The organism is Sulfurovum indicum (genome assembly GCF_014931715.1).
Taxonomy (GTDB): domain Bacteria; phylum Campylobacterota; class Campylobacteria; order Campylobacterales; family Sulfurovaceae; genus Sulfurovum; species Sulfurovum indicum.
This window is the reverse complement of sequence record NZ_CP063164.1, coordinates 1978498-2003911: the sequence shown is the minus strand read 5'-3', so window position 1 is coordinate 2003911 and position 25414 is coordinate 1978498. Positions and strand designations below refer to the sequence as shown.

Genomic DNA, 25414 nt, shown 5'->3' with positions numbered 1-25414 from the left:
TTTGTAGAGAGCCGATACAGGAGTTTAATAGTACGTTTCTCTTATATGGCTTTGTGCCCATTTTTTGATAGTGTTTCTTTCCTCTTTTGTCAAGTCGGCTTGCTCGTGAAGGGTAAGGTACATAGGCATAGGCATGCGATAATTGATAGTCTTGACAATACCTTTATATATTTTCTGCTTTCTCTCTTCACTGTAGGTACCCCATTCCTGAAAGTTCACAGCACTTCTTCCGTTTTTAATATGACTTTTTACTTCCAGGGAAATAGGTGAGATGTGTCCGTACCACGGCATCTTTGTTTTGTAGGAATGGCAATCATAGCATGAAGTTCTTAACATTGACATAATTTTATCCGGTGCCTTAATTTCATTATCAGGGTTCAGTATTTCCGGTGCTTCAGGGATGTCTATCTGAATTGCCTGCAAAAGAAGGAAGGATCCAAAAAGCCATAAGAGTAGTGTTTTAAACATGTAAAAGTCCTTTTTTTGTTAGGAATTATAGTCAGTTAAAGTAAATATCCTGCTATACTTCTTTTATGAATTCACTACATATCTATCCTACATCCAGAGCCATACGTTCAGTGACCCAGAGACTCTTGGAGGAAGACCGGTTTTTACCTTCCATGATGCGTATGGATGAATTTGAACAGCGTGTAATACTATTGAAAGAGAAACAGATGATCGACCCGCTTAAACGCATACTTCTATTGAGAGAAGCGGCACAGTTCGAAGCGTTTGAGAGACTGAATTTTGAAAGGGAATTGATCCGTTTTTTTTCCAGGAGTGAAGATCTTTTCAAGTTTTATGAAGAGCTTGCTGTCGAGCATGTGGACTTCTTAATGCTGGCAGAAGCAGATTCCTATGCAGAGTTCAGTACGCACCTGGAGATCCTTGAAACACTGTTGCAACGCTATAAAGCACTTTTAGTACGGAAAGGTTTGACAGATAAAGCCTTTATTCCGGGAAACTATGAACTTAATGAAGCTTTTATCTGTACCTATGAAGAGATCATCATCCATCTTGAAGGGTATCTGAGCCGATTTGAGATGGAACTTCTGATAGAGGTTGCCAAGATGACACCCCTCAAGATACACTACCATACAAGCCGCTTTAACCGGAAAATGCAGGAACGCTTTGCCGGGTATGGGATAGCGTTGCCTAATAATGCCTATGTCATATGTGATATACAGCAAAAAAAAGTACTTGAGTACAAACCAAAGCATGATGTCCTTCATGCGGAGGTATTAAAAGTAGAAGAACGCCAAGAGCAGATCGCATTGGCATTTGCAAAGATAGAAGAAATGGTGCAAAGTGGTATTTCTCCTGAGAAGATTGCATTGATACTGCCTGATGAGTCATTCAAAACACATTTTGCTCTGTTTGACAGATGGAACAACCTGAATTTTGCGATGGGATACGACTATAGTAACGGACGTATCTACAAACTGCTTGAATCGATCTGGCGTTATTGGCAAAGTGGAGAGAAAGAGACAGTTGTACTCATGGAGCGGTATGGTCTGAATATGGAGAAGGTTAAAACACTCTCTCCCAGCCGTACATTGGAAATAGAAGCATTTTTTGCACAGCTTGAAATACTTGATCTTTTAGATACTGAAAATGAAAGGGTGCGGGAGAGAGAGTATCATTTCAGGGTGCTCTTTGCCAAAGAGGTACTTCCTGCCAAAGCATGGTTGTTTCTGTGGATGAAAGCACTCTCCGGCATCACGATCGATGATATCCGTGGCGGCAAAGTGACGGTGATGGGTGTACTTGAAACGAGGGGAGTCAGTTTTCAGGGGGTGGTGATTGTCGATTTTAATGAGGGGGTGGTACCGGCAAGTTCAGGTAAAGACCGCTTCCTCAATACGCAAGTCAGAGCATTTGCCTCTCTACCTACACGAAATGACAGGGAATCACTTCAAAAGCAGTATTACAAACGGCTTTTGGAAGAGGCATCACAGGCAGTGATCATTTATAGCAGCAGTGACAATAAACTGCCCTCCAAATTCATCTATGAACTGGGGCTTGAAGAGGCAAAGCATGCAACCGTACCGCTGCAGCTGCTCTATGCTGAGCCTTCCCGGTTTGTTGAAGAGACCGATCCGATTGTAGCGGACTTTGATGCTTCTGCTGTCACATGGTCAGCTTCAAGACTTAAGATATTTTTGGAGTGTAAACGCAAGTATTACTACCGGTACATTCAAAAGATACAGCCTAAAGAGGAAGAGGAGTTGAATGAGGGGCTGTTTCTGCATAAGGTACTTGAAAAAGTATTTGAAGAGTATGACAGTTATGAGAGTGAGGAGGAGATGGAAAAGGTACTTGGCATACTTATAGAGCATATGCATCCAGACAACGATGCTAAGGCTTCTTATCAGAAACAGTTCTGGCAGAAGAAACTCACGGCATTCATACAGCAGCAGGTCGTCCATTTTAAAAATGGATGGATCGTGACACAGAGGGAAAAAGAGTTTGCCGGAGAGATCGGCGGTTTGCATTTCAAAGGGCGTATCGACCGTATTGACCAGAATGAAACGCATACTTTGGTACTGGATTATAAAAGTGGATCGATCAAAGAGGCGAACCGAACAAAGAACCTTGAGAAACTGAGTGATTTTCAAATGAGTATCTATGACCATCTGTTACGACCACACTATCAGAATGTGCAGTTTGCCTTTCTCCGGATTCTGGATGGCGGAGAGATGGAAGCGATCACGGCACTGGAAGAAAAGAATGCATTACTTGAAGAGCATATCGTGGCACTTAAACAGACCAAAAGCTTTGTAGCAGAGAAATGCGAATCACTGCAGGGATGCAAATACTGTGAATTTGCTCTGATGTGCGGACGGGGAGAGTATCTATGAGCTTCAAACCATTTTTAGCCTACTCTGCCAGCGCCGGCAGTGGAAAGACCTTTGCCCTTGCAGTACGCTACATCTCTTTGCTTTTCATGGATGAAGCCCCCGGCACTATACTGGCAGCAACTTTTACCAACAAGGCGGCAGCAGAGATGCGTCAGCGTGTTGTGGACTCGCTACGTCATCTTGGAGAGAATGATGCCTTTCTCAATGCGATCTTGTCAGAAACAGGACTGAGCAGAGAAGCACTGTTCCAAAAACAGCCTGAGGTACTGGCACGGTTCCTTGCATCGACTTCGCATATTGTGACACTGGATAGTTTTTTTGCCTCTATTCTGCGCTCTGCATCGCTGGAGATAGGGTTGGAACCGGATTTTGTGACTAAAGAGCAGAGCCATGAGGAGCTTGGGAATTATTTCCTTCAGGAACTTGAAGCAGCCGGGCTGCTCTCTTCATTGGTAAAATTGGCGATGGATATCGAAGATAAACGTTTTGCCAAAATCTTTGAACTTATGCAGAGTTTCTATAAAGTAGACCCTTTGCTTCCCCAACCCAAAGCCGTACATCATTCTGTCAGTAAAATAGAAGAAGAGGTGGAGTATCTGAGACAAGATATGGTCAGGCTGCTTAAAGAAAACGGTGCGGCAGAGCGTGCTGTCAAACAGTTTGAGACTGGCTCTGTGAAGGAACTCTTTGGAAAAAAGCTCTTTGAAAAAGAGATGCTTGGGGAGCATTCCTGGTTCAAAAAAGTCATTACTCCTGATATAGAGCATCTTTACGGGAAACTTAAAGAGAGGCTGTTGCAATGGGTACAGACCAGAGAGCTGGTTGTATTAAACGCACTCTTTAAAGTCTATGACCATTACAAGAATGCACTTATCAGCAATGCCAAAGCAAGCGGTGTACTCAGTTTTGATGACCTGACCTATTTTACCTATCGGCTGTTGTATGAGAGTATTTCCAAAGAGTTCCTCTACTTCAAGATCGATGCGAAGTTCAAACATATTTTGTTGGATGAGTTTCAGGATACCTCTACTTTACAGTTTCTGCTTCTCAAACCACTGATCGATGAGATATTTGCAGGGGCGGGGCAGAGTGAACTGAGAAGTTTCTTCTATGTGGGTGATACCAAGCAGTCACTGTACCGTTTCAGAGGCGGAGTAGAAGAGCTGTTTGACAAAGTGGCCCAACGTTACGGGATTACTATTGAGCAGATGGATACAAACTACCGAAGCAGCCGTCATATCGTCGAGCAGGTCAACTGCTGGTTTAATGGAACCATGCCCGGGTTTGTTTCACAAAAAAGCAGGAAAGGGGCACAAGAGGGGTATGTAGAGGTGATAGAGAGCGAGGATCTTCTTCAGGAAGCTGTGACACAGGCACAACGTCTGATCTCACTGGGAGTAGATGTCGATACGATTGCTTTTCTGGTCAGTACCAACAAGGATGGACAGTCACTGCAGGAAGTCTGTGCCAAGGCAGGCATCCATACCCTGCTAAAGACCTCTTCCTCTTTGAAGAACCTGCCCAAGATTGCAGCACTTACTGCAATGGTCTCTTACCTTTTTTATGGAGAACGTATTGATGGGGAAGCGATGCTTTTACGTGTGGGAAGGTCTCTGGACAGTATAGACGTTTCATGGTTCTCTGCATTTATGTCACCGCTGCAGGTATTGGACCGGCTGGTAAGAGAGTTTGGGTATTTTGATAATGACCTGAATATTCTGAAACTACTGGAATTTGCTTCTTCCTTTACTGATATTCCTACATTTCTGGAAGAGTTCGCCACTTCAAACATTGCCGTAGCATCTAACTCGGTACACGGGGCTAAGATTATGACTGTACACGGTTCCAAGGGATTGGAGTTTGAGTATGTGATCGTACTTGACCGGCTGAGAAGAGAGAACAGTGACAAATCACCACTTCTCTTTCACTATAATGATGCACTTTTCATCGATGAGATTCTTTATCGTATATCGGGGCGTGAATATTTTGACAAGAAGTATGCCCGTATTATGGCAGAGAGAAAAAGGTTAAGTGCAAAAGACAGGATGAATGTACTCTATGTTGCACTGACCAGAGCAGTCGAGGGACTGATCGTACTGTGTAAATCGAAAGATTCGATGTTTGATGAGATCAATATCTCTCCAATAAAAATGGGAGAGGTGATCACTCAGAGTTCAGCATTAAGTGTTCAGAAGGAAGTGCAAAAAGCTGATCTTCAGAATATTGTACTCTCTCATTACGGTACGCAGGAAGTCAAAGAGAGTGAAGAGGATGAAGAAGAGAAAGATATGGAAGCTATTCTCTTTGGAACAGCACTGCATTACACACTGGAGATGATGGGAGATTTTGACAATAAGCACTTGACACAAGCAATAGTGGCGTTGCAGAATCGTTATGGACAGCTACTCAGTGCTGAGAAGATTGCTGATATAGAGTCACGTGTTGCTGCGCTGATAGCAGATGAATCATTTCAGAAGATTCTGAAAAGTGCCAAAGTCGGCAAGGAGAGGTTATTGAGTTACCGTGGTGAGCTCAAGCAGATAGATTTGCTGCTTGAGTATGGTGATCATGTGCTGGTTGTTGATTATAAAAGTTCACAGAAGTTTATGCAAAAACACCGAAAGCAGGTACAGAATTATATGCAGGCGATTTATACATTGACAGGGAAACCAACGAAAGGAATGATCATTTACCTTGAAAAAGAGAAAATATCCTTCATAAGCTTAAAGTAAACTGAATTTAAATAAATTTTAAGTTTATGTGGGTACAATCCGTCCACAAATAGTGAAAGCTATATTTCAAACAAGGAAAATCATCATGAAAATGACAAAAGTCGTAAAACCTCATGAAGTACAAAGAGACTGGGTTCTGATCGATGCAGAAGGTAAAACTTTTGGTCGTATCCTGACTGAAGTGGCGACTCTGCTTAGAGGGAAACATAAACCATCGTTTACACCAAATGTAGACTGTGGTGACTACGTAGTGATCATCAATGCTGAAAAAGCGAAATTTACCGGTGTTAAGCTTGATGACAAAGAGTACTTCACCCACTCTGGATATTTTGGTTCTACAAAGTCAAAAAAACTTAGCGATATGCTTGAAAACCATACTGAAAAGCTTTACAAGCTTGCGGTAAGAGGTATGCTTCCAAAGACGACGCTGGGTAGACAAATGCTTAAAAAACTTAAAGTGTATGCTGGCTCTGAGCATCCACACACTGCACAAATCAATAAAGGAGCGTAAGGATGGCAACTATCTACGCAACAGGAAAAAGAAAATCTGCGATCGCTAAAGTCTGGATCACTCCAGGTAACGGTGAAATGCTTATCAACGGTAAAACGCTTGATCAGTGGTTAGGTGGACATGAAACACTTAAAATGAAAGTTAGACTTCCTCTTGAAGCAACAAAACAGCTTGAGTCTATGAATATCAAGGCTACAACACTTGGTGGCGGTTACTCTGCTCAGGCAGATGCACTTAAGCACGGTATCACTAAAGCATTGGTGGCTTACGAACCATCATTTAGAGCGATCTTGAAGCCTATGGGTCTTCTTACTCGTGACTCAAGAGTAGTTGAGCGTAAGAAACCAGGTAAGAAAAAAGCGAGACGTTCTCCACAGTTCTCAAAAAGATAGTCGGTTACTTTTACCGATCGTTCTTCTTTCCTGCGCTTTGCGTGGGAAAATCTATTCTTTATTATCACAAACTTATTATGGAAACTGTTACAGACACCAGTATGCAGAAGAGTGTATTATAGTGCACTGAAAACCGGTTTATTCGGAGTAGTGCATGAAAGAGGACAGCATAAAGATATCCCTGGACACAGTTTGTTAATTTGGATTAACAAGGAAGTAGGCACCAAGAGCAAATACAATTGCTGCTACACAGCGTTTAATCATCACTCCTATATTGTTTCCTATCTGGCAGGAGCTGCACTGTTTATATTTTTTTGCCTCGTACTCTGCATAGAAGAAGAAGCCGATCATCAGAAGGATCACAGCAGGGAATGCAATCTTGTCGAACATATAGATATTTTCCACTGTCGTTTTCTCAAGCTTGAAAAGCGGTGTTAAAAGAGAAAGACCCATAAAGAAGAGAAGCTTGTCGGCAAAACTGATGAAGTAGTCTTTATTGGAGAAAGTAGGACATACATCCCCTGTTTCGGGCATAAGTCCTTTGCCTTCCAATGCATCAAGGATCTTCTGGCGTTGGTTTTTATCGATACGATCAAGCATCGTACCTCCAAGTGAGAAGTCCATCATCTGCTGAAATATTGCAGCAAAGTTTTTGTCCCCTTCTATATCCATATAGTGTGTATTGCCGTGACGGTCTTCATAGACGATCTTCATTTTTTCATAACGGGGGATGACAGCAGTGACATCCGGGTAGTAGCTGCTCTGCTCCTCTGCTTCAAAAAGCTTCTCTTTTGTAAGAATACGCGGATTGGCAAACTCAATATACTTTTCACCTTTTTTAACAATAAACATATTAAAAGGATGTGCTACCTGCATGGCACTGAGGGCATCCAGCCCATAGTGTTCCATAGTCTCTCTTATATCATCAAAAAGCTTGCCTACGCTTTCATCAAAACCACGTACATCACCACAGGCAAGGATCCTGTTGTCAGGATAAATGATCAGTTCTTTTACCATAGCGGTACCCTTTGTATAAAAGTACAATATTTGCTGCAATAATTTAAAAGTAAATGATTTCAGCAAATATTGTGTGTATCTATTAGGAATACAGGCCGAAGCCTGTAGACATCTTGTCAGTGACTCTTTTGAACCACGACAATCATTTTGATGTTAATCACGATAAATCGAATAATTTGCCAAAGTATACAAGTTCTCATAAATTTGACAAATGGTGTCGGAACCATTACCTCAAAACTTGGCTCATATGCTTTAACATTTTTTTCAATAGAGTGGTCTACACTACCCATTTCTTCTCCTTTTTTATTTATATCTTATTATTTTATTCAGGGATCAAAGTCCAGCCTGGCTTAAGTTTTGCTTTATAGAGGAACATATGGTGCAGAATATGTTTGATCCAGTGACCTGCAAGTCCTATCTCACCGAAAGTGTAGTCTAGATCACGTCCAATCCCAGGATATTTTTCAAAGTCCGGTACAACTGGATAAACGGTCAGTGCTGCTGCGGTACCGTCAGTCAGTCCCTTACCTGCTGAGGCCACACATGCCGCTCCCATCTCTGCCATGGAGGCTTCATGCAGATGTGCATTCTCACCCTCTTTGATCAAGTCACAGATAGAGTGTGCTACGGCTTTACCAATGATACCGGAAGGCATACCCGTTCTTGGTGGTGTCGGGTTGATCGGTGTACCGTTTGGTGAACTCATTGGCTTGGAGATAAGGTGTGGAGGTGCGAATGCGATACCACAGGCAAAGATATTTTTATATGTTGGGTTCTGGTAGGTTCTTGGCCAGTCACTTGCTTTCCATTCCTCATACGGTTTTGGAGTATAGTCCGCATCGACTTTCAGGAATCCGTTCGGTGCGAAGATCTTGTCCGTCATATCCTCACCAGCTTTGTCATATGCCTTAAGCCCAACACCTGCAAATGGTGGAATAAGCATGGCAAAGTCAAACTCCATTTCGCCGGTACTTCCATCCAGCAGTTCGTAATGGGCTTTTTTGTCCTCTACTTTGCTTATATGTGCTCCGATAGTCCAGTTGATACCACGTTCAACAAAAAGTGACTCTGCAAAGAGTTTGGAGCTTGCAGCATACATTCCGCGTTTAATATGAAGACCACCTATTCCGAAGTCTCCAAGGAATGATTCATTTGATACCCACTGAATATCAAGCATATCTCTTATACCGGCTTTATTTGCTTCATGTTCCACATTGAAGATATATTCAAAAGCAGCACCCTGGCATGTACACATGCCGTGACCTGTACCGATGAGAATCTTCTGTTTCTCACCTTTTTTAGCTTTTTCAAAAATACGCTGCAGTTCAAGGTTTGCATGTACTGCATGGTCAGCAGTACATACAGAGACAGTATGTTCTCCTATTCCGCCTTCACCATTTCCAAGACCGGGTGTTGCATCAAAGTTCAGTTTCGGCCCGGTTGCATTGATCAGATAATCGTAAGTGATCTCCTCTGTCTGCCCCTCTTTGCCTTGTCCCGTATATTCGATTGTAATATATGGAGTATTGCTGTCAGTTTTCCCTTCAGGATGAATAGAGACTGCTTTTGCCTGTCTGTAATCAATACCTGCTTTTTCGTAAACAGGGGCAAGCGGGAACACTACATCCTCTTTTGTCATCTGTCCAACTCCTACCCAGATATTGGACGGTATCCAGTTCCATAGTGAGTTTGGTGTAACGACTACTACTTCGTGCTCATCACCCAGCCACTTTTTTGCAAATGTTGCGGCAGTGTGTCCTGAGACCCCACCACCCATTACTACTAATCGTGCCATAGCCTTCCTTCTTGTTAAAAATTATTGTTGCACATTCATTTTAGAGCAACATTTTTTAAAACTAATTTAAATCTTAGAATTTAATCTTTTTTATTATTCCTGATTATATTTTAAATTATATTCATGATCAAATCAGCTTTTGTTTTATATTAATATGGTTTTAGTGATCAAGGATTTTGATGAAAATAGGAGTAAAATAGTATGATTATTTTCTACTGTTCAATAGTTAAATTATGTTAGAATCAAAACCAGTTCAGAGTATATTTGGTAAAGGGGTCTGTTTTTGTTTTTGCACCTGTTCAAAATGATATTTCTGTTTGCCTTAGCTACTTCACTTTCCTGTGCAAATGTCTGGAACAACCCCTATGATGAAAAACAGGTTCAAAGCAATACACTTTTTACTGTTTTCACCTCTCCGCCAAAATACCTCGACCCGGTACGTTCGTACAATTCAAATGAGTGGGCTTTTTTGGGGCAGATATATGAACCGCCGCTGCAGTATAACTATCTCCGGTATCCTTATACCTTGGAACCGTTGACATTAAAGTCAATGCCTGAAGTATTATATCTTGATGTAAAAAAAGAGGAAGTTCCTGCAAACAGCAAAGAGGTTGCCTATACGCTTTACCGTTTGTATCTTAGAGAAGATATAGGGTATCAGAACCATCCGGCATTTGTCAAAGATCATAAAGGAGATCTGCTTTACGGCGCACTCAATGAAAAAGCGCTTTCCAAAATTGAAAGCCTTGATGACTTCCCAAAGAAGACAACACGTATGCTGAAAGCAGAGGATTATGAGTATGCTATTAAAAGGATGGCAGTACGCCAGTATCACTCACCTATTCTTGATACGATGCAAAGTTATATTGTCGGACTTGAATCATTTTCCAGGGAAATCACCCAGGTAGCAAAGAGAAAACGTGCCAATAAAGAGATCCTTGATCTTCGCTCCTATCATATAGAAGGGGTTAGAGTTGTTGATGATACTACGCTGGAGATATGGGTTAAAGGAAAATATCCGCAGTTTCTCTACTGGATGAGTATGATTTTTTTTGCACCTATCCCATGGGAAGCGGATCTTTTTTATCAGCAGGAAGGGCTGAAGAGAAAGAATCTGACGCTTAACTGGTATCCGGTAGGTACAGGTCCCTATTATCTGGCAGAGAATAATCCCAATCAGCGTATGCGTCTTGAAAGAAACCCGAACTATCATGAAGATTACTACCCGATACTGAGCAAAGAGGAGGCAGAAATGTCCAATGTTCGGGAAGAACTGCTTGCAGACAGTGGTAAAAAGCTTCCTTTTATTGATGAAGTGGTCTATACATTGGAGAAAGAGAATATTCCTTTGTGGAACAAATTCCTTCAAGGGTATTATGACGCCTCTGGAATTAGTACAGAAGCTTTTGACCAGGCAGTGCAGATAGGCTCATCAGGTGATATGGGACTCAGTAATGAGATGAAGGCCAAAGGGATACGGCTTATAAGCTCGGTACAACCCTCTATTTTCTATCTGGCGTTCAATATGGCAGACTCTGTTGTCGGCGGGTATGGTGAAAAGGCTAAAAAGCTGCGCCAGGCGATCAGTATTGCTCAAAACCAGGAAGAGTACATCTCAATTTTTATGAATGAGAGAGGGGTACCTGCACAAGGACCGATTCCACAGGGAATATTTGGTTATAAAGAAGGGAAAGAGGGGACTAACTTCGTAGTCTACGACTGGGTGGATGGCAAACGTGTGCGTAAAAGTTTGGAGGTTGCCAAAAAGCTACTGGCTGAAGCGGGGTATCCTGGAGGAGTCAGTGAAAAAACAGGCAAACGTCTGAAGCTTTACTACGATACAACTGCAACCGGTCCTGACGACAGGGCACTGATGGATTGGCGGCGTAAACAGTTTGATAAACTCGGGATAGAGTTGGTGATCCGTGCAACAGACTACAACCGTTTTCAGGATAAAGTACGTAAAGGCAAGGTACAGCTCTTTTCATGGGGTTGGAATGCAGATTATCCCGATCCGGAGAATTTTCTTTTTTTGCTCTATGGTAAAAATGCCGTAATCGATACTAATGGAACAGGGATCAACAGTGCCAACTACAAAAACCCGGAGTTTGACAGACTCTTTGATGAGATAAAGACGATGAACAATACGCCTGAACGCCTGGAGAAGATAGAAAAAATGTTACAGATAGTCAGAGAAGATGCACCATGGGTATGGGGTTTTTATCCTAAAAGTCTTGCACTGATGCATGAGTGGTTTGGCAATGTTTCAGCCAATGCTATGGCGAATAATACACTCAAGTACAGGCGTATAGATGCGCAACTCAGGGTCAAAAAACAGCAGGAGTGGAATCAACCGGTTCGTATGCCGATCATTCTATTGTTGCTGGGAGTTCTGCTTTCGGCTGTATTACTTTACAAAGCTTACAGGAAGCGTCAAAATTCCGTAATCGAAAGGAAGAAGAGATAATGCTGGTTTATATCCTGCGGCGCATTTTTTATGCCATACCTATTCTCATCGGTGTCAACCTCATTACCTTTGTGCTTTTTTTTATGGTCAATACTCCTGATGATATGGCACGTGCCCAGTTGGGTGCCAAGCAGGTAAGTTCGCAAATGATACAGGCGTGGAAAGAGGAAAAAGGGTATGACAAACCGCTTTTTTTAAATTCAGAAGCCTCAGGTATGGACAAACTGACTGATACACTTTTTGTCAAAGAGTCGCTTAGGCTTTTTAGCTTCGATTTCGGTGTTTCCGATGCAAATCGGGATATTGGAGCTGATATTAAAGCGCGTATGGGACCAAGTCTGTCTATCGCACTGCCAACTTTTGGTATTGCGCTTATTACCAATATCTCTTTGGCTCTGCTGTTGGTACTTTTTAGAGGGTCGGTACTCGATATTTCGATGATGGCTGTTGCTGTAATGATCATGTCGATCTCAGGACTTTTTTATATTATTGCCGGACAGGTACTCTTCTCCAAGATATGGCATTGGGTACCTATTTCCGGCTATGAGAACGGATGGAGCGGTATCAAGTTCATTATTTTGCCGGTGATGATCGGGGTATTCGCCGGATTGGGGTCAGGTGTGCGCTGGTACCGTTCCATCTTCCTGGAGCAGATGAACCAGGATTATGTACGTACTGCCAGAGCCAAAGGGCTTTCTGAGATCCGTGTACTCTTCTTGCATGTGCTCAAGAACGGTATGCTGCCTATCTTGACAGGTGTGGTGGTGATCATTCCATCGCTTTTTATGGGAAGTTTGATTATGGAATCTTTCTTTGGTATTCCAGGGCTTGGTTCCTATACAATCGATGCAATCAATGCGCAGGACTTTTCCATTGTCAAAGCGATGGTCTTTTTAGGCTCGGTGCTCTATATTGTCGGACTGATACTGACAGACATCTCCTATACACTTTTTGATCCGAGGGTCAAATTATGAGCCTTATGCTGCTTTGGACCGATATATTGGTATGGATATTGATGGGGGTGATCATTCTGTGGGGACATCAGCTTTCAGGATCTGAAGAGTCAAGGCGCAAGTGGTATGCCATCTTCCGTTCGAAAATTGCCATGGCTTCAGCTGTTGTTTTGAGTTTTTATCTGCTCTTCGCACTATTGGATTCGGTACATTTCAAAGTGACACAGCAAACAGAAAAGGAGCTCTTTCGCGAAGGAGAGATCATCTCTTTGCTTGATCTGGCCTTTGGACATCAGAAAGCCTTTTCAGAGCGTACCTACTCTGCTCCTTTTGCGACACATGAGTACACCAAATCAATTATTGTGGGAGAGGATGGTTTGACCAGACAGCAAAATCTTCCGTTGAAGTATGTCTCTGCAGAAGAGAGCAGTCAAAAATCTTTAATTGCGGTAGTGACAGGAATGCTGATTGCCGGGAGCCTTGTCTTTCTGCATTTGTTATGGACGAAAGAGGAAAGTTTGATACAGCGGGTAACAGAGGTACTGAAGGGCAGAACCAAGTTGCCCTGGCGGACAGGATATATGATGCTGATTCTCTGTATTGTTCTGCTCACCTGGCTTTATGTGATGAGTTTTTCCTACCATGTGCTGGGAACAGATAAAGTAGGAGGAGATGTATTCTATGCATCTTTGAAAAGTATCAGGACCGGTGTTCTTATTGGTATTTTGACGACACTTGTGACACTGCCTTTGGCGATTTTTCTTGGGGTGAGTGCAGGGTATTTCAGGGGTTGGGTCGATGATCTTATCCAATACCTGTATACGACACTCAGTTCCATTCCCGGTGTACTGCTTATTGCAGCAGGGGTTTTGATGATGCAGGTAATGATGGACAATCATCCAGACTGGTTTGCTTCCACAGTTGAGCGCTCTGATCTTCGTCTTCTTTTTCTTATCTTTATTTTGGGTCTGACAAGCTGGACAGGATTGTGCCGTTTGCTGCGTGCGGAGACCTTGCGTATTTCCCAGATGGATTATGTTACAGCGGCCAAGGCATTTGGTGTAAGCAAATGGCGCATTATGTATCGTCATATTGTTCCCAACCTGACCCACATTATCCTTATCTCTATAGTCTTGGATTTCTCTGGCCTGGTATTGGCGGAAGCGGTACTTTCGTATGTTGGTGTAGGAGTAGATCCGACGATGTACAGCTGGGGAAATATGATCAACCAGGCACGTTTGGAAATGGCACGGGAACCGATGGTATGGTGGTCTCTCTTCTCCTCTTTCAGTTTTATGTTCGTTCTGGTGCTGGCTGCCAATCTTTTCTCTGACAGGGTACAATATGTATTAGATCCAAGGAATGAGAGATGAGTCCACTTTTATGTGTAAAAGACCTTAGTCTTGTTGCAGGGGAAGAGACACTTCTTGACAGTGTAAGTTTTGTCATTGAAAAGGGAGAAACATTTGCTCTTGTTGGAGAATCAGGCAGTGGTAAATCACTAACTTCACTGGCAGTTATGCGTCTTTTACCGCAGGCTGTCAAGGTTACAGAAGGAGATGTAAAGCTCCACAGTGTATCGCTGTTCGCACTGCCTGAGTTTGGTATGCAGAAGATTCGGGGCAAGAAGATCGCGATGATCTTTCAGGAACCGATGTCGGCACTCAATCCGGTAATGACCATAGGTGAACAGGTAGCAGAGGTATTGCGTTTACATCTGAAACTCTCTAATAAGGAAGCAAAAGAGAAAGTGGTTTCTCTGTTTGAAGAGGTAGCACTGACTGCACCTGAAGAGCGTTACTATTGGTATCCGCATCAGCTATCCGGTGGACAGAAGCAGCGTGTGATGATTGCGATGGCACTTGCATGTGAGCCTGAATTGCTTATTGCTGATGAACCTACCACAGCACTGGATGTGACCATTCAGGCACAGGTGCTGGCATTGCTGAAAAAGATCAAAGAGGAGCGTCAGCTATCTATTCTTTTTATTACCCATGATATGGCTGTGGTAGCACAGGTGGCAGACCGTATTGCGGTCATGCGAAAAGGAAAGATCGTTGAGATAGCCCATACTGAATACTTTTTTAAAACACCGGTAGATCCCTATAGTCAGAAACTTTTAAAGGATGCAAAGGGAGAACGCCCGTCCAGAGTCTCAAAACAGAGTGACATACTGTTACAGGTAAAGGGACTTAAAGTGCATTTTCCTATCAAAAAAGGTTTTCTTCGGAGAATGGCAGGTAGAGTCAGGGCAGTAGATGGTGTATCTCTCTCCATCCAAAGAGGCAAGACACTTGCTTTGGTAGGAGAGTCAGGCAGCGGGAAGAGTACTTTAGGGCAGGCAATACTCTCACTTGTACCTGTCAGTGAGGGAAAGATCCTGTTTGAAGGGAAAGACCTTACGGCTTTGGGTATGGCAGGACTGAAGCCATACCGTCAGAAGATACAGGTGATCTTTCAGGATCCCTTCTCTGCGCTGGACCCGCGTATGAGTATCGGGGAGATACTGCGTGAAGGAATGGAAAGCCTTGATGTCGGACCTAAAGGAAAAGCTGCACAGGAAAGATATATTCAGACCTTGCTTAAAAAGGTGGAACTGGACGCCTCCTTCCTGCACCGTTATCCGCATGAGTTCTCAGGAGGACAGCGGCAGCGTATAGGAATCGCCAGAGCTTTGGCAGTAAAGCCGGAACTTATTATTTGCGATGAACCCACTTCCGCACTTGATGTCTCTGTACGAGCACAGATACTTACATTATTAAAGAGGTTACAGGATGAAGAGGGAGTCTCCTACCTTTTTATTACACACGACCTCTCCATTATTGCCACCATCGCTGATGAGGTAGCAGTCATGAGAAGAGGGAAGATTGTTGAACAGGGCAGTGTGGAGAAAGTAATGGGTACACCCCGGCATGATTATACGAAAAGATTGTTGGCAGCAGTACCAAAGCTGCCACATTCTATGATGAAGAGAGAACTATGACTATTTTATTTGACCTTGACGGTACATTGATCGATTCTACAGAAGCAATATTGGAGAGCTTTGATGTATCACTCTCTATGTTTGGCGAAGTGTTACCGGATGAAGCATCCATTAAAGCGGAGATAGGATACCCGTTGGATGTAATGTTCAGAACACTTGGTGTATCGGAGGAGAGAGTTTGGGATCATGTAGCTGCATATAAGCAGCACTATCGAAAGATATCCTGTGAAAAAACGGTTTTACTGCCAAATGCACTGGAAGCAGTTACTTTGGCAAGGGAACATGCTACTTTGGGCATCGTAACGACAAAGACTGCGGAATATTCAAGGGAAATGCTTGAGTATATGGGAATCATGCACCATTTTGATGTACTGATAGGAAGAGAGGATGTCACTCACCCCAAGCCCCATCCGGAACCGGTTTTAAAAGCGATATCAAAGTTAAAAGCTGATAGAAATAGATGTTGGCTGATAGGTGATACTCCCATGGATATTTGTGCGGCAAAGGCGGCAGATATTCAGAGTGTAGCAGTAACTTGCGGTTATGCTGATGAAAAGAAGCTGTCGGAATATACTTCCAGCCTTGCTTCAAATGCGCTTGAAGCTGTAAAGTTTATTGTCGTATCATAACATGAAGTTAAAAAAATTGTAATTTCAAGCACACTTTAAGAGTCACATCATTACAATGGGATAAATTTTAGTATTTTGGGTGTATACTCAGATACTTAACCACTATAGAGGAGAAACTATGATAGAGATCAGATGGCATAGCCGTGCAGGTCAAGGTGCCGTAACCGGTGCAAAGAGTTTGGGTGACATTGTCGCTACTACTGGTAAAGAGGTTCAGGCTTTCGCACTTTACGGTTCAGCAAAAAGAGGGGCAGCCCTTAGAGCCTATAACAGAATCGATGACAAGCCGATCATTACACATGAGAAGTTTATGTATCCTGATTATGTACTTGTGATCGACCCTGCTTTGGCAATGACTGATGATATTACCATGAATGACAAAGAGACAACGAAATATATCATTACATCACACTTGAGCAAAGAGGATCTCATCGCGCAGATCCCGGCATTGCAAGACAAAGCTGATAGAGTGTATGTTGTAGACTGTATCGAAATTTCATTGGATACGATCGGAAGATCGATCCCGAATGCCCCGATGCTTGGTGCGTTCGTTAAAGTTTCAGGGATGTTTGAATTGGATTATTTCTTGGAAAATATGAAGAGAGTTCTTGCAAAGTTCCCACAGAAGATTATTGATGGCAACATGCAGGCAATTACAAGAGCGTATAACGAAGTCAAGTAAGAGGAGCGACAATGCAAGATTTAAAACTATGTGCACAGGACAACAGAGGTATCCATGAGCTTGAAGCAGGAAAGGATCTGTTTGGATGGCATGAAGTAACACAGGGAAGTGTTCTTCCTTCATTTGAGGGAGATGCATCCAATATCGTACATTTGAAAGCAGAAGAGAGAAACTATTCCGACTACAACTCCTATACTGCAACGGTTGCTTCATGGAGAGTAAAAAAGCCGGTATTCAATATTGATGTTTGTATTGACTGTCAAAACTGTTGGGTATGGTGTCCGGATTCTTCAATCATATCACGAGACAAGCAGATGCTGGGGATTGACTATGATCACTGTAAAGGGTGTGAAGTATGTGTAGAAGTATGTCCTACAAATCCAAAATCACTGTTGATGTTCAGTGAGCAAGAAGAGCTCGAGACGGCATTGTCTCAATGGCCAGAAAAAAAGAAAAAAGAAAAGTAAGGGGCTGTTATGGCAGAAAAATTTGATTTACAGGAAAGAGAAGTTTGGGATGGTAACTATGCTGCTTCACAGGCATTGAGACAGGCACGTGTAGATGTTGTTGCAGCATATCCTATTACACCGTCTACTCCTATCGTTGAAAATTATGGTGCTTATGTAGCAAATGGCTATATTGATGGTGAGTTCGTTATGGTTGAGTCTGAACATGCGGCAATGTCAGCATGTGTCGGTGCCTCTGCAGCGGGCGGACGTGTCTCTACTGCAACCTCCTCTCAGGGATTTGCATTGATGGTCGAGGTACTTTACCAGGCATCAGGTATGAGACTCCCGATCGTACTGAATGTAGTTAACCGTGCATTGGCATCACCGCTCAATGTACGTGGTGACCACTCCGATATGTATCTTGGGCGTGATTCGGGATGGATCCAGATGGGTGCATTCAATTCACAAGAGGCATACGATCTTGCACTATGTGCATTCAAGATCGGTGAAAACCATTCGGTAAGACTTCCGGTTATGGTCCACCAGGACGGGTTTATCACTTCACATACAGCGCAGAATGTGTATCCGTTAAGTGATGAAGTGGCATACAATTTTGTCGGAGATATTGATCCTGTTGATGATATGCTTGACTTCTCAAGACCCGTAACATACGGTGCACAGACAGAAGAGGATTGGCACTTTGAGCATAAGGCAAAACAGCACAAAGCACTGATGGATGCAAGACCGGTCATCGACGAGGTATTTGAAGAGTTTGAAAAAATAAGCGGTCGTAAATACAAAAGAGTAGAGTCCTATATGATGGATGATGCTGAGATAGCGATCGTTGCACTTGGTACAACAGTTGAAACTGCAAGGGTTGCAGCAACTGAGCTTAGAGAAGAGGGTATAAAAGCCGGTGTAGTCGCGATCAGAGTATTTAGACCGTTCCCGCTCGACCAGGTAAGGGATGCACTTGAAAATGTCAAATCGGTCGCCGTTCTTGACAGATCTGCACCAGGTGGTGCAATGGGTGCATTTTTCAATGAAGTATCCGCAGCACTTTACTCTACAGCAAGCAGACCGCTTGTAACAAACTATATCTATGGTCTTGGCGGTAGAGATTTTGCAGTAAGTGAAGCAAAAAGAATATTTATGGAGCAGAAAGCGAATGCTGATGCAGGACATATTACAACGGATATCCAACAGTTCTCTGGACTTAGAGGACCACACCTTGGATTCTTTCAGACTAAAAGGAGCTAATTATGGCAATTACGTCAATTAAAAACTTAAAAGAATTTTCTACAAACAATGACAGGTTTGAAGGAGCACATACACTCTGTCCAGGGTGTGCGCACTCGATGATCGTTAGAGAATTGATGAACTGTACGGATGATAACCTCGTTATTACGACCAATACGGGTTGTTTGGAAGTTTCAACGGCAGTTTATCCTTTTACATCATGGGATACTTCATGGATGCATATCGGATTTGAAAATGCTGCTTCAGCTGCCGGTGGAGCGGAAGCAATGTATAAAGCAAGAAAGAAGAAAGGTACACTGAAAGATCCCGACTCACCTGTGAAATTTGTTGCATTTGGTGGTGACGGTTCTACATTTGATATTGGATTCCAATGGCTTTCAGGTGCTTTTGAAAGAGGACATGACTTTACCTATATCTGTCTTGATAATGAGAACTATGCAAATACCGGAGGGCAGAGATCTTCTGCTACACCTATTGGTGCAACGACTTCAACTGCACAGGCAGGTACACACTCTTACGGTAAAAAAGAGAAGAAAAAAGATATTGTAGCGATTATGGCAGCACATGGCGCACCGTACGTTGCACAGTTGGCTCCGAACAAATGGAAATCCATGGCAAAAGGTTTCCAGAAGGCACTTGAAACAGAAGGGCCATGTTTTATCAATACAGTTTCTCCATGTTGTACAGAGTGGAGGTTCGATCCAAAAGATACGATCAATATCACAGACCTTGCAACAGACTCTTTGATGTTCCCGATCTATGAGATTATTGATGGTCATGAGCTTAATATTCTTTACAGACCTAAAAATGTGATCTCTGTTGAAGACTATCTTGGTGCACAAGGTCGTTATAAACACCTCTTCAAACCTGAATACAGACACGTTATCGATGAGATCCAGAAAGGTGTGGATGAGTATTGGGAGATGCTACAGCGTCGTGAAGAAGCTCGCGTATAAGTCGACTTCAGTATACCTTTGTCCGAGTGGCTTTGTTCCACTCGGTCATGTTCTTCTATGTTCATTCCCTCGTTTCACCTACCCCCTTGTGCTTGCACTCTCTGTGATAAATTTGAACCTATCTACTTCTATAACACTTTACTCTAAGTATTGAGATTCTTTATATGTTACTTTTCCCAATAAAATAAATTGGCAAGGCCAATTTTTCCAAAACTCTTTACTCTTCACTCTTCACTCTTCATTTTTTCCGTTATAATTTGAAAAATTATAAAAGGAAAAGATATGCCTTTATTAGACAGTTTTACAGTGGATCATACTAAAATGATCGCACCCGCAGTCCGGATAGCAAAGACCATGAAGACACCGTGTGAAGATGATATCACAGTATTCGATCTTCGTTTTTGTGTACCCAACAAAGAGATTCTCCCTGAAAAGGGTGTGCATACGTTGGAGCATCTTTTCGCAGGGTTTATGCGGAATCATCTTAACTCCAAGAGAGTGGAGATTATCGATATTTCACCGATGGGCTGCCGTACGGGCTTTTATATGTCACTTCTTGGGAGCCCCTCGGAGAAGAAAGTTGCCAAAGCATGGAAAGAGTCTATGAAGGATATTCTGAACGTCAAACGTAAAAAGGATATCCCCGAACTTAATATCTATCAGTGTGGTACCTCCAAGATGCACTCACTCAAAGAGGCAAAAGAGATTGCACGTACTGTACTGGACAGGGGTATAGGTGTGATGAAGAATGAAGAGTTGAAACTCAGTAAGAAACTTCTTAAAGGTTTGTAGAATGTTAATTTGGATACCTATAGAGAAAGAAGAAGGCAAAGCCTCTAAAATAGTACCGCAGCTTGAAGCCAAAAAGTGGGCACTGATCAATTTTGATGAAGGATGTATCAAGTCACTGGAGTTTTACAACTCTATCGAAGAGCTTGGCGGAGAGTGGGTTGACTTTGTCATTCTTGCCAACAAGTTTGAGAACTACCTTGACTATATGAATGAGGGAATGATGGTACTTGTTGTCAGGGAAGAAGAAACAATCGAAGATATTATTGAAGCGTTCAAATTCAAAGAGTTGGATGAGATAGGACTGTGATGAAGCAAAGCTTTGTCAAGTAAGGAGTGAAGAGTGAGGAGCGAGGAGTGGAAGGGGTATGCCCCTCAATTAAGATCCAGAAAGGAAACGATCATCAGTAATGATGGTTCTGTGACTCTCTACTCCAAAGAGTTCAACGAGTCCTACCATTCTCCCAAGGATGGAGCACTCAATGAAAGTCTGCAAAAACATGTCTATCCGGCTTTTGATCTGCATAAAGACAAAACGTCATTGACTATTTTGGATATTTGTTACGGTCTGGGCTATAACACTCTGGCAACACTTTATCATGTAAAGAAAAACAATCTGCCTGTCAAGTTGCATATCATCTCCCCGGAGTTTGATGAAGCACTGGTGCGGTCACTGCAAGGGTTTGACTACCCTTCGGAATTTGACAGTTTAAAACCCATTATAGAAGCGATCAGTGAGAATTTCTACTACGAAGACCAACAGTTTAAAATAGAGGTTATCATTGGTGATGCCCGTAAAGCACTTCAGGATATGATCAAAAACAATTATACGAAGTACTCAACGCTCAGCACCCAATGCTTTCATATCGTTTATCAAGACGCTTTCAGTCCCAAGGTCAACCCACTGCTCTGGACAAAAGAGTGGTTTGCTGACATCCGTTCTCTTTGCACTGAAGATGCTGTGCTTACCACATACTCAACTGCTGCTTCTACTCGCATGGGACTCTATGAAAATGGTTTTGAACTGCATTATTATGATGCACCGAATACCAGACGTTCATTGATAGCTTCACCGAAAAGAAAGGGGCTGACCCCTAACATAGAGTGGATAGATATGGAGTTGAAAAAGCAGAGAAATCCCAATGGCCGAAGTCTTAGGGACAGTGACTATCAATAGCTCATTACAATTGTGTCAACCTCTTCCCAGCTCATAGTTTTTTTCTTTTTGGAACGATGAGAGAGAATATGATCAATATACCGTGCGAAGAGATCAGTTTCGATATTAAGCTTTGTACCTGTTTTATACTCTTTCATTAATGTATTTTCAAGTGTATGGGGAATGATGGTCAGTCTGAATCTGTCATCATGGACATCATTGACCGTCAGAGAAATTCCATCTATGGTAATGGAACCTTTGGGAACTATGTAGACTATATATTTTGGATCTACTTTAATGATAAAATCAGTGCCATTCTCCCGTTTCGTGATTTTAACCACCTCCCCTATGCAATCGATATGTCCCTGAACAATGTGCCCTTCAAAACGGTCATTCATTTGCATGGCCGGCTCCAGATGTACTTTGTTGCTGATCTTGCTCTCGTCAATGATCGAACGTGTTTCATCAGCCAGCTCCAGGTCAAATCCGTCACTGTTTATCTTTATGACAGTCAGACAGACACCGTTAATGGCGATCGAGTCTCCAAGTTTTGCTTTGTGTTCCGACTGAATGGAGAGTATATTATTCCGGTAGCTTTTAACGGTAGCGATTTCGCGGATAAGACCTGTAAACATCAACAACTCCTTTGGAGTTGAGTGAATAGTGCCGGTATGCTTTTGGGCAAAAAGCTTTTGTAATTCATGAGAGATAGTCCCTTATCTAATTTAGATATAATTCGTTCAATTATAGCGAAAATGAGTTAGTAGTTAGGAATAACAGAGTTGAGAGTTATTGCAGGTAACCTACAGCATTACTTTTATAAAGGCAGTGCCAAGCAATGCAAACAATAATTCCTCATTCCTTATTCCTCATTCCTAATTCAAAAACGGAGTTTTTTGAATGAATTATGATGTCATAGTAATCGGTGGAGGACATGCAGGTATCGAAGCTGCTCTAGCCTCTGCCAGAATGGGTGTGAAGACACTGATGATCACGATCCTGGCAGAGCAGATAGGGGCCAGTTCCTGTAACCCGGCCATTGGCGGGCTTGCCAAAGGGCATTTGGTCAGAGAAGTAGATGCACTTGGCGGTGAGATGGGGCTTTGTACAGATGCAACAGGTATTCAATTTCGTACTCTTAATGCTTCCAAGGGGCCTGCAGTACGTGGTACTCGTGCTCAGATCGATATGGACAGATATCGTATCTACATGCGTAATGTAGTGCTTAATACGGCGAATCTTGACGTTAAACAGGAGATCGCAGACGGGTTGATCATTAAAGAGGGTGAGGTTAAAGGTGTAACTACACAATTGGGTAACCGCTATATGGCTCCCAAAGTGATCATCACTGCAGGAACCTTTCTTAATGGACTGATCCATATTGGAGACAAGACGCAGACAGCGGGACGGCAGGGAGAGTTTGCCTCTATAGAACTTGCTGAATATCTGAGAGGACTGGGTATTAACATTGGCCGTCTTAAAACAGGAACATGTGCACGTATCGATGCAAAATCAGTCGATACTTCTGTGATGGAGATACAGCCAGGTGATACTCCTCCTCCGCCATTTTCATTCAGAACGGACAGAAGCACTTTTCATCCGACACAGTTACCATGTTATGTAACCTATACCAATGAACATACCCATGAGATCATTGAGAGTAACTTTTACCGAGCACCGATGTTCTCAGGTCAGATCGAAGGGGTAGGGCCGCGTTACTGTCCCAGTATTGAGGATAAAGTCAACCGTTTCAGGGACAGACCAAGACATCAGGTATTTGTAGAGCCGCAGACCATCGATGAAACAGAGTACTATATCAATGGCATGAGTACTTCTCTGCCTATCGATGTTCAGTTGGAGATGGTACGTTCGGTTAAAGGAATGGAGAATGCCAGGATCGTACGCTACGGGTATGCTATAGAGTACGATTATGTCGATCCGACCGAGTTGAAACATACGCTGGAGACAAAAAAGGTTAAAGGGCTTTATACTGCCGGGCAGGTAAATGGTACTACAGGATATGAAGAGGCAGCTGCACAGGGGATAATGGCCGGGATCAATGCAGCCCTTTCAGTACAGGGGAAGGAGCCGTTTATACTTCGACGGGATGAAGCCTACATTGGTGTGCTTATTGACGATCTGGTGACGAAAGGGACCAAAGAACCTTACCGGATGTTTACAAGCCGGGCTGAATACAGACTACTTCTTCGTGAAGATAATGCAGACATGAGACTTTCGCATTATGGAAAAGAGTTTGGGCTACTTGATGACATCTATGTGCAGAAAGTTGAAAAGAAGAAAGCTCAGATCGAAGAGGCGCTGAAATTTTTACGTGAAAATGATGTCACACCGACAAAAGAGTTTCTGGCCAAGCTGGAGCAGATCGGTGCTGTAAAGATCAATGACAGAACCTGCTGGATGGACGTGATCGGACGTGGTGATTTTGATCGTGAAAAACTGGTTACGCTACTTCCTGAATTTGATAAATATGACGTTGAGGTGATTGAACAGATACTCATTGAAGCAAAATACAGCCGTTACATAGAGAAGCAGCAGCAGCAGATCGACAAGATGAGAGATATGCTGAAGATCAAAATACCTGAAAATTTTGCATTTGACAAAGTTTCCGGCTTGAGTAATGAGATTGTTGAAAAACTTCAAAAAGCCAATCCCCCGACACTTTTTGAAGCATCGGAGATTTCCGGTGTCACACCGGCGGCGATAGAGATCTTACATGTTTATATTAAAATGAAACAAAAAGGAAAAATGTAATGTTATATTATTATGCGTACACGGGACATAAAATAGGGCTTGACAGAGCAAAACGCGGTGTGGCCGTGATCAAGGCATTGCAGGAAGAAGGAGTGTCATGTCAGCTGCTTGTCAACGATTTTCGTGCAGGAGTTGCACTTAAAGAGCATGGTTTGAGAGAGTATGTCACAATTGAGACCATTCAGGATATTGATGCAATCGCCCAAATGGGAGACAGCATTATCATTGATTCGAACGAAGATGACCATGGTCGTCTGGTAAAGTATGTGGCTGATTTTAAGCAGGTATGGCGTTTTGCACATGACAGAGATGATAAGTCGATCCATGGTGAAATACTTTTCAGGGAAGCATGTGAGAGTGACAGATGTATTGATTCAGTGATCATTGACAGAGAGTATTTTGAGTTGATTGACAAAGTTGAAAGTGTGCGTTTTTTTCTTGGAGATGCCGATTATGACAAAACGATTCTAGGCAATGGTGATTTTTTTAAGCAATTTGACATGGATCTTATTCTTGGGCATTACTTCTTTGTCAAATATGAAGATGATCTTGCAAAGATATTTAGTTCTCTGATCGAGCCAGAGGAGTATATTGAGAGTATCAAAGAGAGCAGAACAGTGGTGACCTGCTCCTCACAAACTGCCTTGGAGGCAAAAGCAAGCGGAGCAGATACGATCTATATTATTTGGGAGAAAGAGCCGCTGTATACACAGGAGCTGTTACAGAGGTATGGTATAAAGACAATTGCAGGGTTTGATGCCAAAAGTCTAAAAGAAGCGCTTCAGGAATCAACTCAAGAGGAGACAGGAGAGGCACTGTCGCCTTGGTGTGCAAAGGAAATATTACAAAATCTTTAACCAAATCCTTAACTTTTGAGGTGAATTAAGATAAAAAAGGTCTTAATTTACCCATTGTAACACTTTATTGACTTTTATGGATACTTGAGCTAAATCAACCTCCTTTTATTCCATTTTTCCTATAATAAACAGTTAAAATTATTATTATCAAGA

At 42.6% G+C, this 25414-nt stretch carries 23 protein-coding genes; 18 read left to right on the top strand and 5 right to left on the bottom strand.

All coding sequences use genetic code 11. The features are described 5' to 3' along the window. Positions 1 to 24 precede the first annotated feature (24 nt). Positions 25 to 468, bottom strand: a complete 444-nt coding sequence (locus tag IMZ28_RS09905; RefSeq protein ID WP_197548440.1) for a heme-binding domain-containing protein — start codon at positions 466 to 468, stop codon at positions 25 to 27. Between the two features lie 65 nt (positions 469 to 533). Here IMZ28_RS09905 and IMZ28_RS09900 point away from each other — a divergent pair, with 65 nt between their 5' ends. From IMZ28_RS09900 to rpsI, 4 genes are all read left to right on the top strand, one after another. Continuing rightward, on the top strand, positions 534 to 2861 hold the full coding sequence (locus IMZ28_RS09900; protein WP_197548439.1) for a PD-(D/E)XK nuclease family protein: 2328 nt from the start codon (positions 534 to 536) through the stop codon (positions 2859 to 2861). Further along, positions 2858 to 5593 carry a RecB-like helicase gene (locus IMZ28_RS09895; protein WP_197548438.1) on the top strand — a complete coding sequence of 912 codons (2736 nt, stop codon included), beginning with the start codon at positions 2858 to 2860 and terminating at the stop codon, positions 5591 to 5593. The genes IMZ28_RS09900 and IMZ28_RS09895 overlap by 4 nt, the downstream gene beginning before the upstream one ends. Before the next feature lie 91 nt (positions 5594 to 5684). After that, positions 5685 to 6104, top strand: a complete 420-nt coding sequence (gene rplM, locus IMZ28_RS09890) for a 50S ribosomal protein L13 (RefSeq protein ID WP_408646986.1) — start codon at positions 5685 to 5687, stop codon at positions 6102 to 6104. Between the two features lie 2 nt (positions 6105 to 6106). Further along, positions 6107 to 6496, top strand: coding sequence for a 30S ribosomal protein S9 (gene rpsI / locus IMZ28_RS09885; RefSeq protein WP_197548436.1), 390 nt, complete (start codon positions 6107 to 6109; stop codon positions 6494 to 6496). A gap of 195 nt (positions 6497 to 6691) precedes the next feature. On the opposite strand, the gene IMZ28_RS09880 is transcribed toward rpsI, so the two are convergent. The 3 genes from IMZ28_RS09880 to IMZ28_RS09870 form a co-directional block, all read right to left on the bottom strand. Beyond that, positions 6692 to 7513 carry a peptide deformylase gene (locus IMZ28_RS09880; RefSeq protein ID WP_197548435.1) on the bottom strand — a complete coding sequence of 274 codons (822 nt, stop codon included), beginning with the start codon at positions 7511 to 7513 and terminating at the stop codon, positions 6692 to 6694. 116 nt (positions 7514 to 7629) lie between these two features. Beyond that, positions 7630 to 7803 (bottom strand): hypothetical protein, encoded by a 174-nt coding sequence (locus tag IMZ28_RS09875; protein ID WP_197548434.1) that lies wholly within the window; start codon positions 7801 to 7803, stop codon positions 7630 to 7632. A gap of 32 nt (positions 7804 to 7835) precedes the next feature. Further along, a complete protein-coding gene (locus tag IMZ28_RS09870; protein WP_197548433.1) occupies positions 7836 to 9308 on the bottom strand; it encodes an NAD(P)/FAD-dependent oxidoreductase in 1473 nt (490 codons plus the stop codon). A gap of 283 nt (positions 9309 to 9591) precedes the next feature. Between IMZ28_RS09870 and IMZ28_RS09865 the strand changes: the two genes are divergently transcribed. The 12 genes from IMZ28_RS09865 (at position 9592) to IMZ28_RS09810 (ending at position 21653) form a co-directional block, all read left to right on the top strand. Further along, positions 9592 to 11775 carry an ABC transporter substrate-binding protein gene (locus IMZ28_RS09865; RefSeq protein WP_197548432.1) on the top strand — a complete coding sequence of 728 codons (2184 nt, stop codon included), beginning with the start codon at positions 9592 to 9594 and terminating at the stop codon, positions 11773 to 11775. Beyond that, entirely contained in the window at positions 11775 to 12749 is a 975-nt protein-coding gene (locus tag IMZ28_RS09860; RefSeq protein WP_197548431.1) for an ABC transporter permease, read from the top strand. Before IMZ28_RS09865 ends, IMZ28_RS09860 begins: the two co-directional genes overlap by 1 nt. Beyond that, the gene (locus tag IMZ28_RS09855; RefSeq protein ID WP_197548430.1) at positions 12746 to 14101 is read left to right on the top strand and encodes an ABC transporter permease; all 1356 of its coding nucleotides are present in this window, start codon (positions 12746 to 12748) and stop codon (positions 14099 to 14101) included. The genes IMZ28_RS09860 and IMZ28_RS09855 overlap by 4 nt, the downstream gene beginning before the upstream one ends. Next, on the top strand, positions 14098 to 15711 hold the full coding sequence (locus IMZ28_RS09850) for an ABC transporter ATP-binding protein (RefSeq protein WP_197548429.1): 1614 nt from the start codon (positions 14098 to 14100) through the stop codon (positions 15709 to 15711). The genes IMZ28_RS09855 and IMZ28_RS09850 overlap by 4 nt, the downstream gene beginning before the upstream one ends. Beyond that, positions 15708 to 16340 (top strand): HAD family hydrolase, encoded by a 633-nt coding sequence (locus tag IMZ28_RS09845; protein ID WP_197548428.1) that lies wholly within the window; start codon positions 15708 to 15710, stop codon positions 16338 to 16340. The genes IMZ28_RS09850 and IMZ28_RS09845 overlap by 4 nt, the downstream gene beginning before the upstream one ends. 118 nt (positions 16341 to 16458) lie before the next feature. Continuing rightward, positions 16459 to 17022 (top strand): pyruvate flavodoxin oxidoreductase subunit gamma, encoded by a 564-nt coding sequence (locus IMZ28_RS09840; RefSeq protein WP_197548427.1) that lies wholly within the window; start codon positions 16459 to 16461, stop codon positions 17020 to 17022. A gap of 11 nt (positions 17023 to 17033) precedes the next feature. After that, complete coding sequence (locus tag IMZ28_RS09835; RefSeq protein ID WP_197548426.1) at positions 17034 to 17489, top strand: 4Fe-4S dicluster-binding protein; 456 nt, start codon at positions 17034 to 17036, stop codon at positions 17487 to 17489. Positions 17490 to 17498: 9 nt separating this feature from the next. Next, positions 17499 to 18731 carry a 2-oxoacid:ferredoxin oxidoreductase subunit alpha gene (locus tag IMZ28_RS09830; RefSeq protein ID WP_197548425.1) on the top strand — a complete coding sequence of 411 codons (1233 nt, stop codon included), beginning with the start codon at positions 17499 to 17501 and terminating at the stop codon, positions 18729 to 18731. 2 nt (positions 18732 to 18733) lie between these two features. Continuing rightward, complete coding sequence (locus IMZ28_RS09825) at positions 18734 to 19687, top strand: thiamine pyrophosphate-dependent enzyme (RefSeq protein ID WP_197548424.1); 954 nt, start codon at positions 18734 to 18736, stop codon at positions 19685 to 19687. Positions 19688 to 19969: 282 nt separating this feature from the next. Continuing rightward, on the top strand, positions 19970 to 20479 hold the full coding sequence (luxS, locus tag IMZ28_RS09820) for an S-ribosylhomocysteine lyase (RefSeq protein WP_197548423.1): 510 nt from the start codon (positions 19970 to 19972) through the stop codon (positions 20477 to 20479). Between the two features lies 1 nt (position 20480). Then, positions 20481 to 20786 carry a hypothetical protein gene (locus IMZ28_RS09815; protein WP_197548422.1) on the top strand — a complete coding sequence of 102 codons (306 nt, stop codon included), beginning with the start codon at positions 20481 to 20483 and terminating at the stop codon, positions 20784 to 20786. A gap of 33 nt (positions 20787 to 20819) precedes the next feature. After that, positions 20820 to 21653: a tRNA (5-methylaminomethyl-2-thiouridine)(34)-methyltransferase MnmD gene (locus tag IMZ28_RS09810; protein ID WP_197548421.1), complete on the top strand. Its 834-nt coding sequence runs from the start codon at positions 20820 to 20822 to the stop codon at positions 21651 to 21653. On the opposite strand, the gene ribE is transcribed toward IMZ28_RS09810, so the two are convergent. Then, positions 21647 to 22267: a riboflavin synthase gene (gene ribE / locus IMZ28_RS09805; protein ID WP_197548420.1), complete on the bottom strand. Its 621-nt coding sequence runs from the start codon at positions 22265 to 22267 to the stop codon at positions 21647 to 21649. The genes IMZ28_RS09810 and ribE overlap by 7 nt on opposite strands. 265 nt (positions 22268 to 22532) lie before the next feature. On the opposite strand from ribE, the gene mnmG reads away from it, so the two are divergent. Together mnmG and IMZ28_RS09795 are read left to right on the top strand one after the other, a co-directional pair. Further along, entirely contained in the window at positions 22533 to 24404 is a 1872-nt protein-coding gene (gene mnmG / locus IMZ28_RS09800) for a tRNA uridine-5-carboxymethylaminomethyl(34) synthesis enzyme MnmG (RefSeq protein ID WP_197548419.1), read from the top strand. Then, a complete protein-coding gene (locus IMZ28_RS09795; RefSeq protein ID WP_197548418.1) occupies positions 24404 to 25261 on the top strand; it encodes a hypothetical protein in 858 nt (285 codons plus the stop codon). The genes mnmG and IMZ28_RS09795 overlap by 1 nt, the downstream gene beginning before the upstream one ends. Positions 25262 to 25414: the final 153 nt, after the last annotated feature.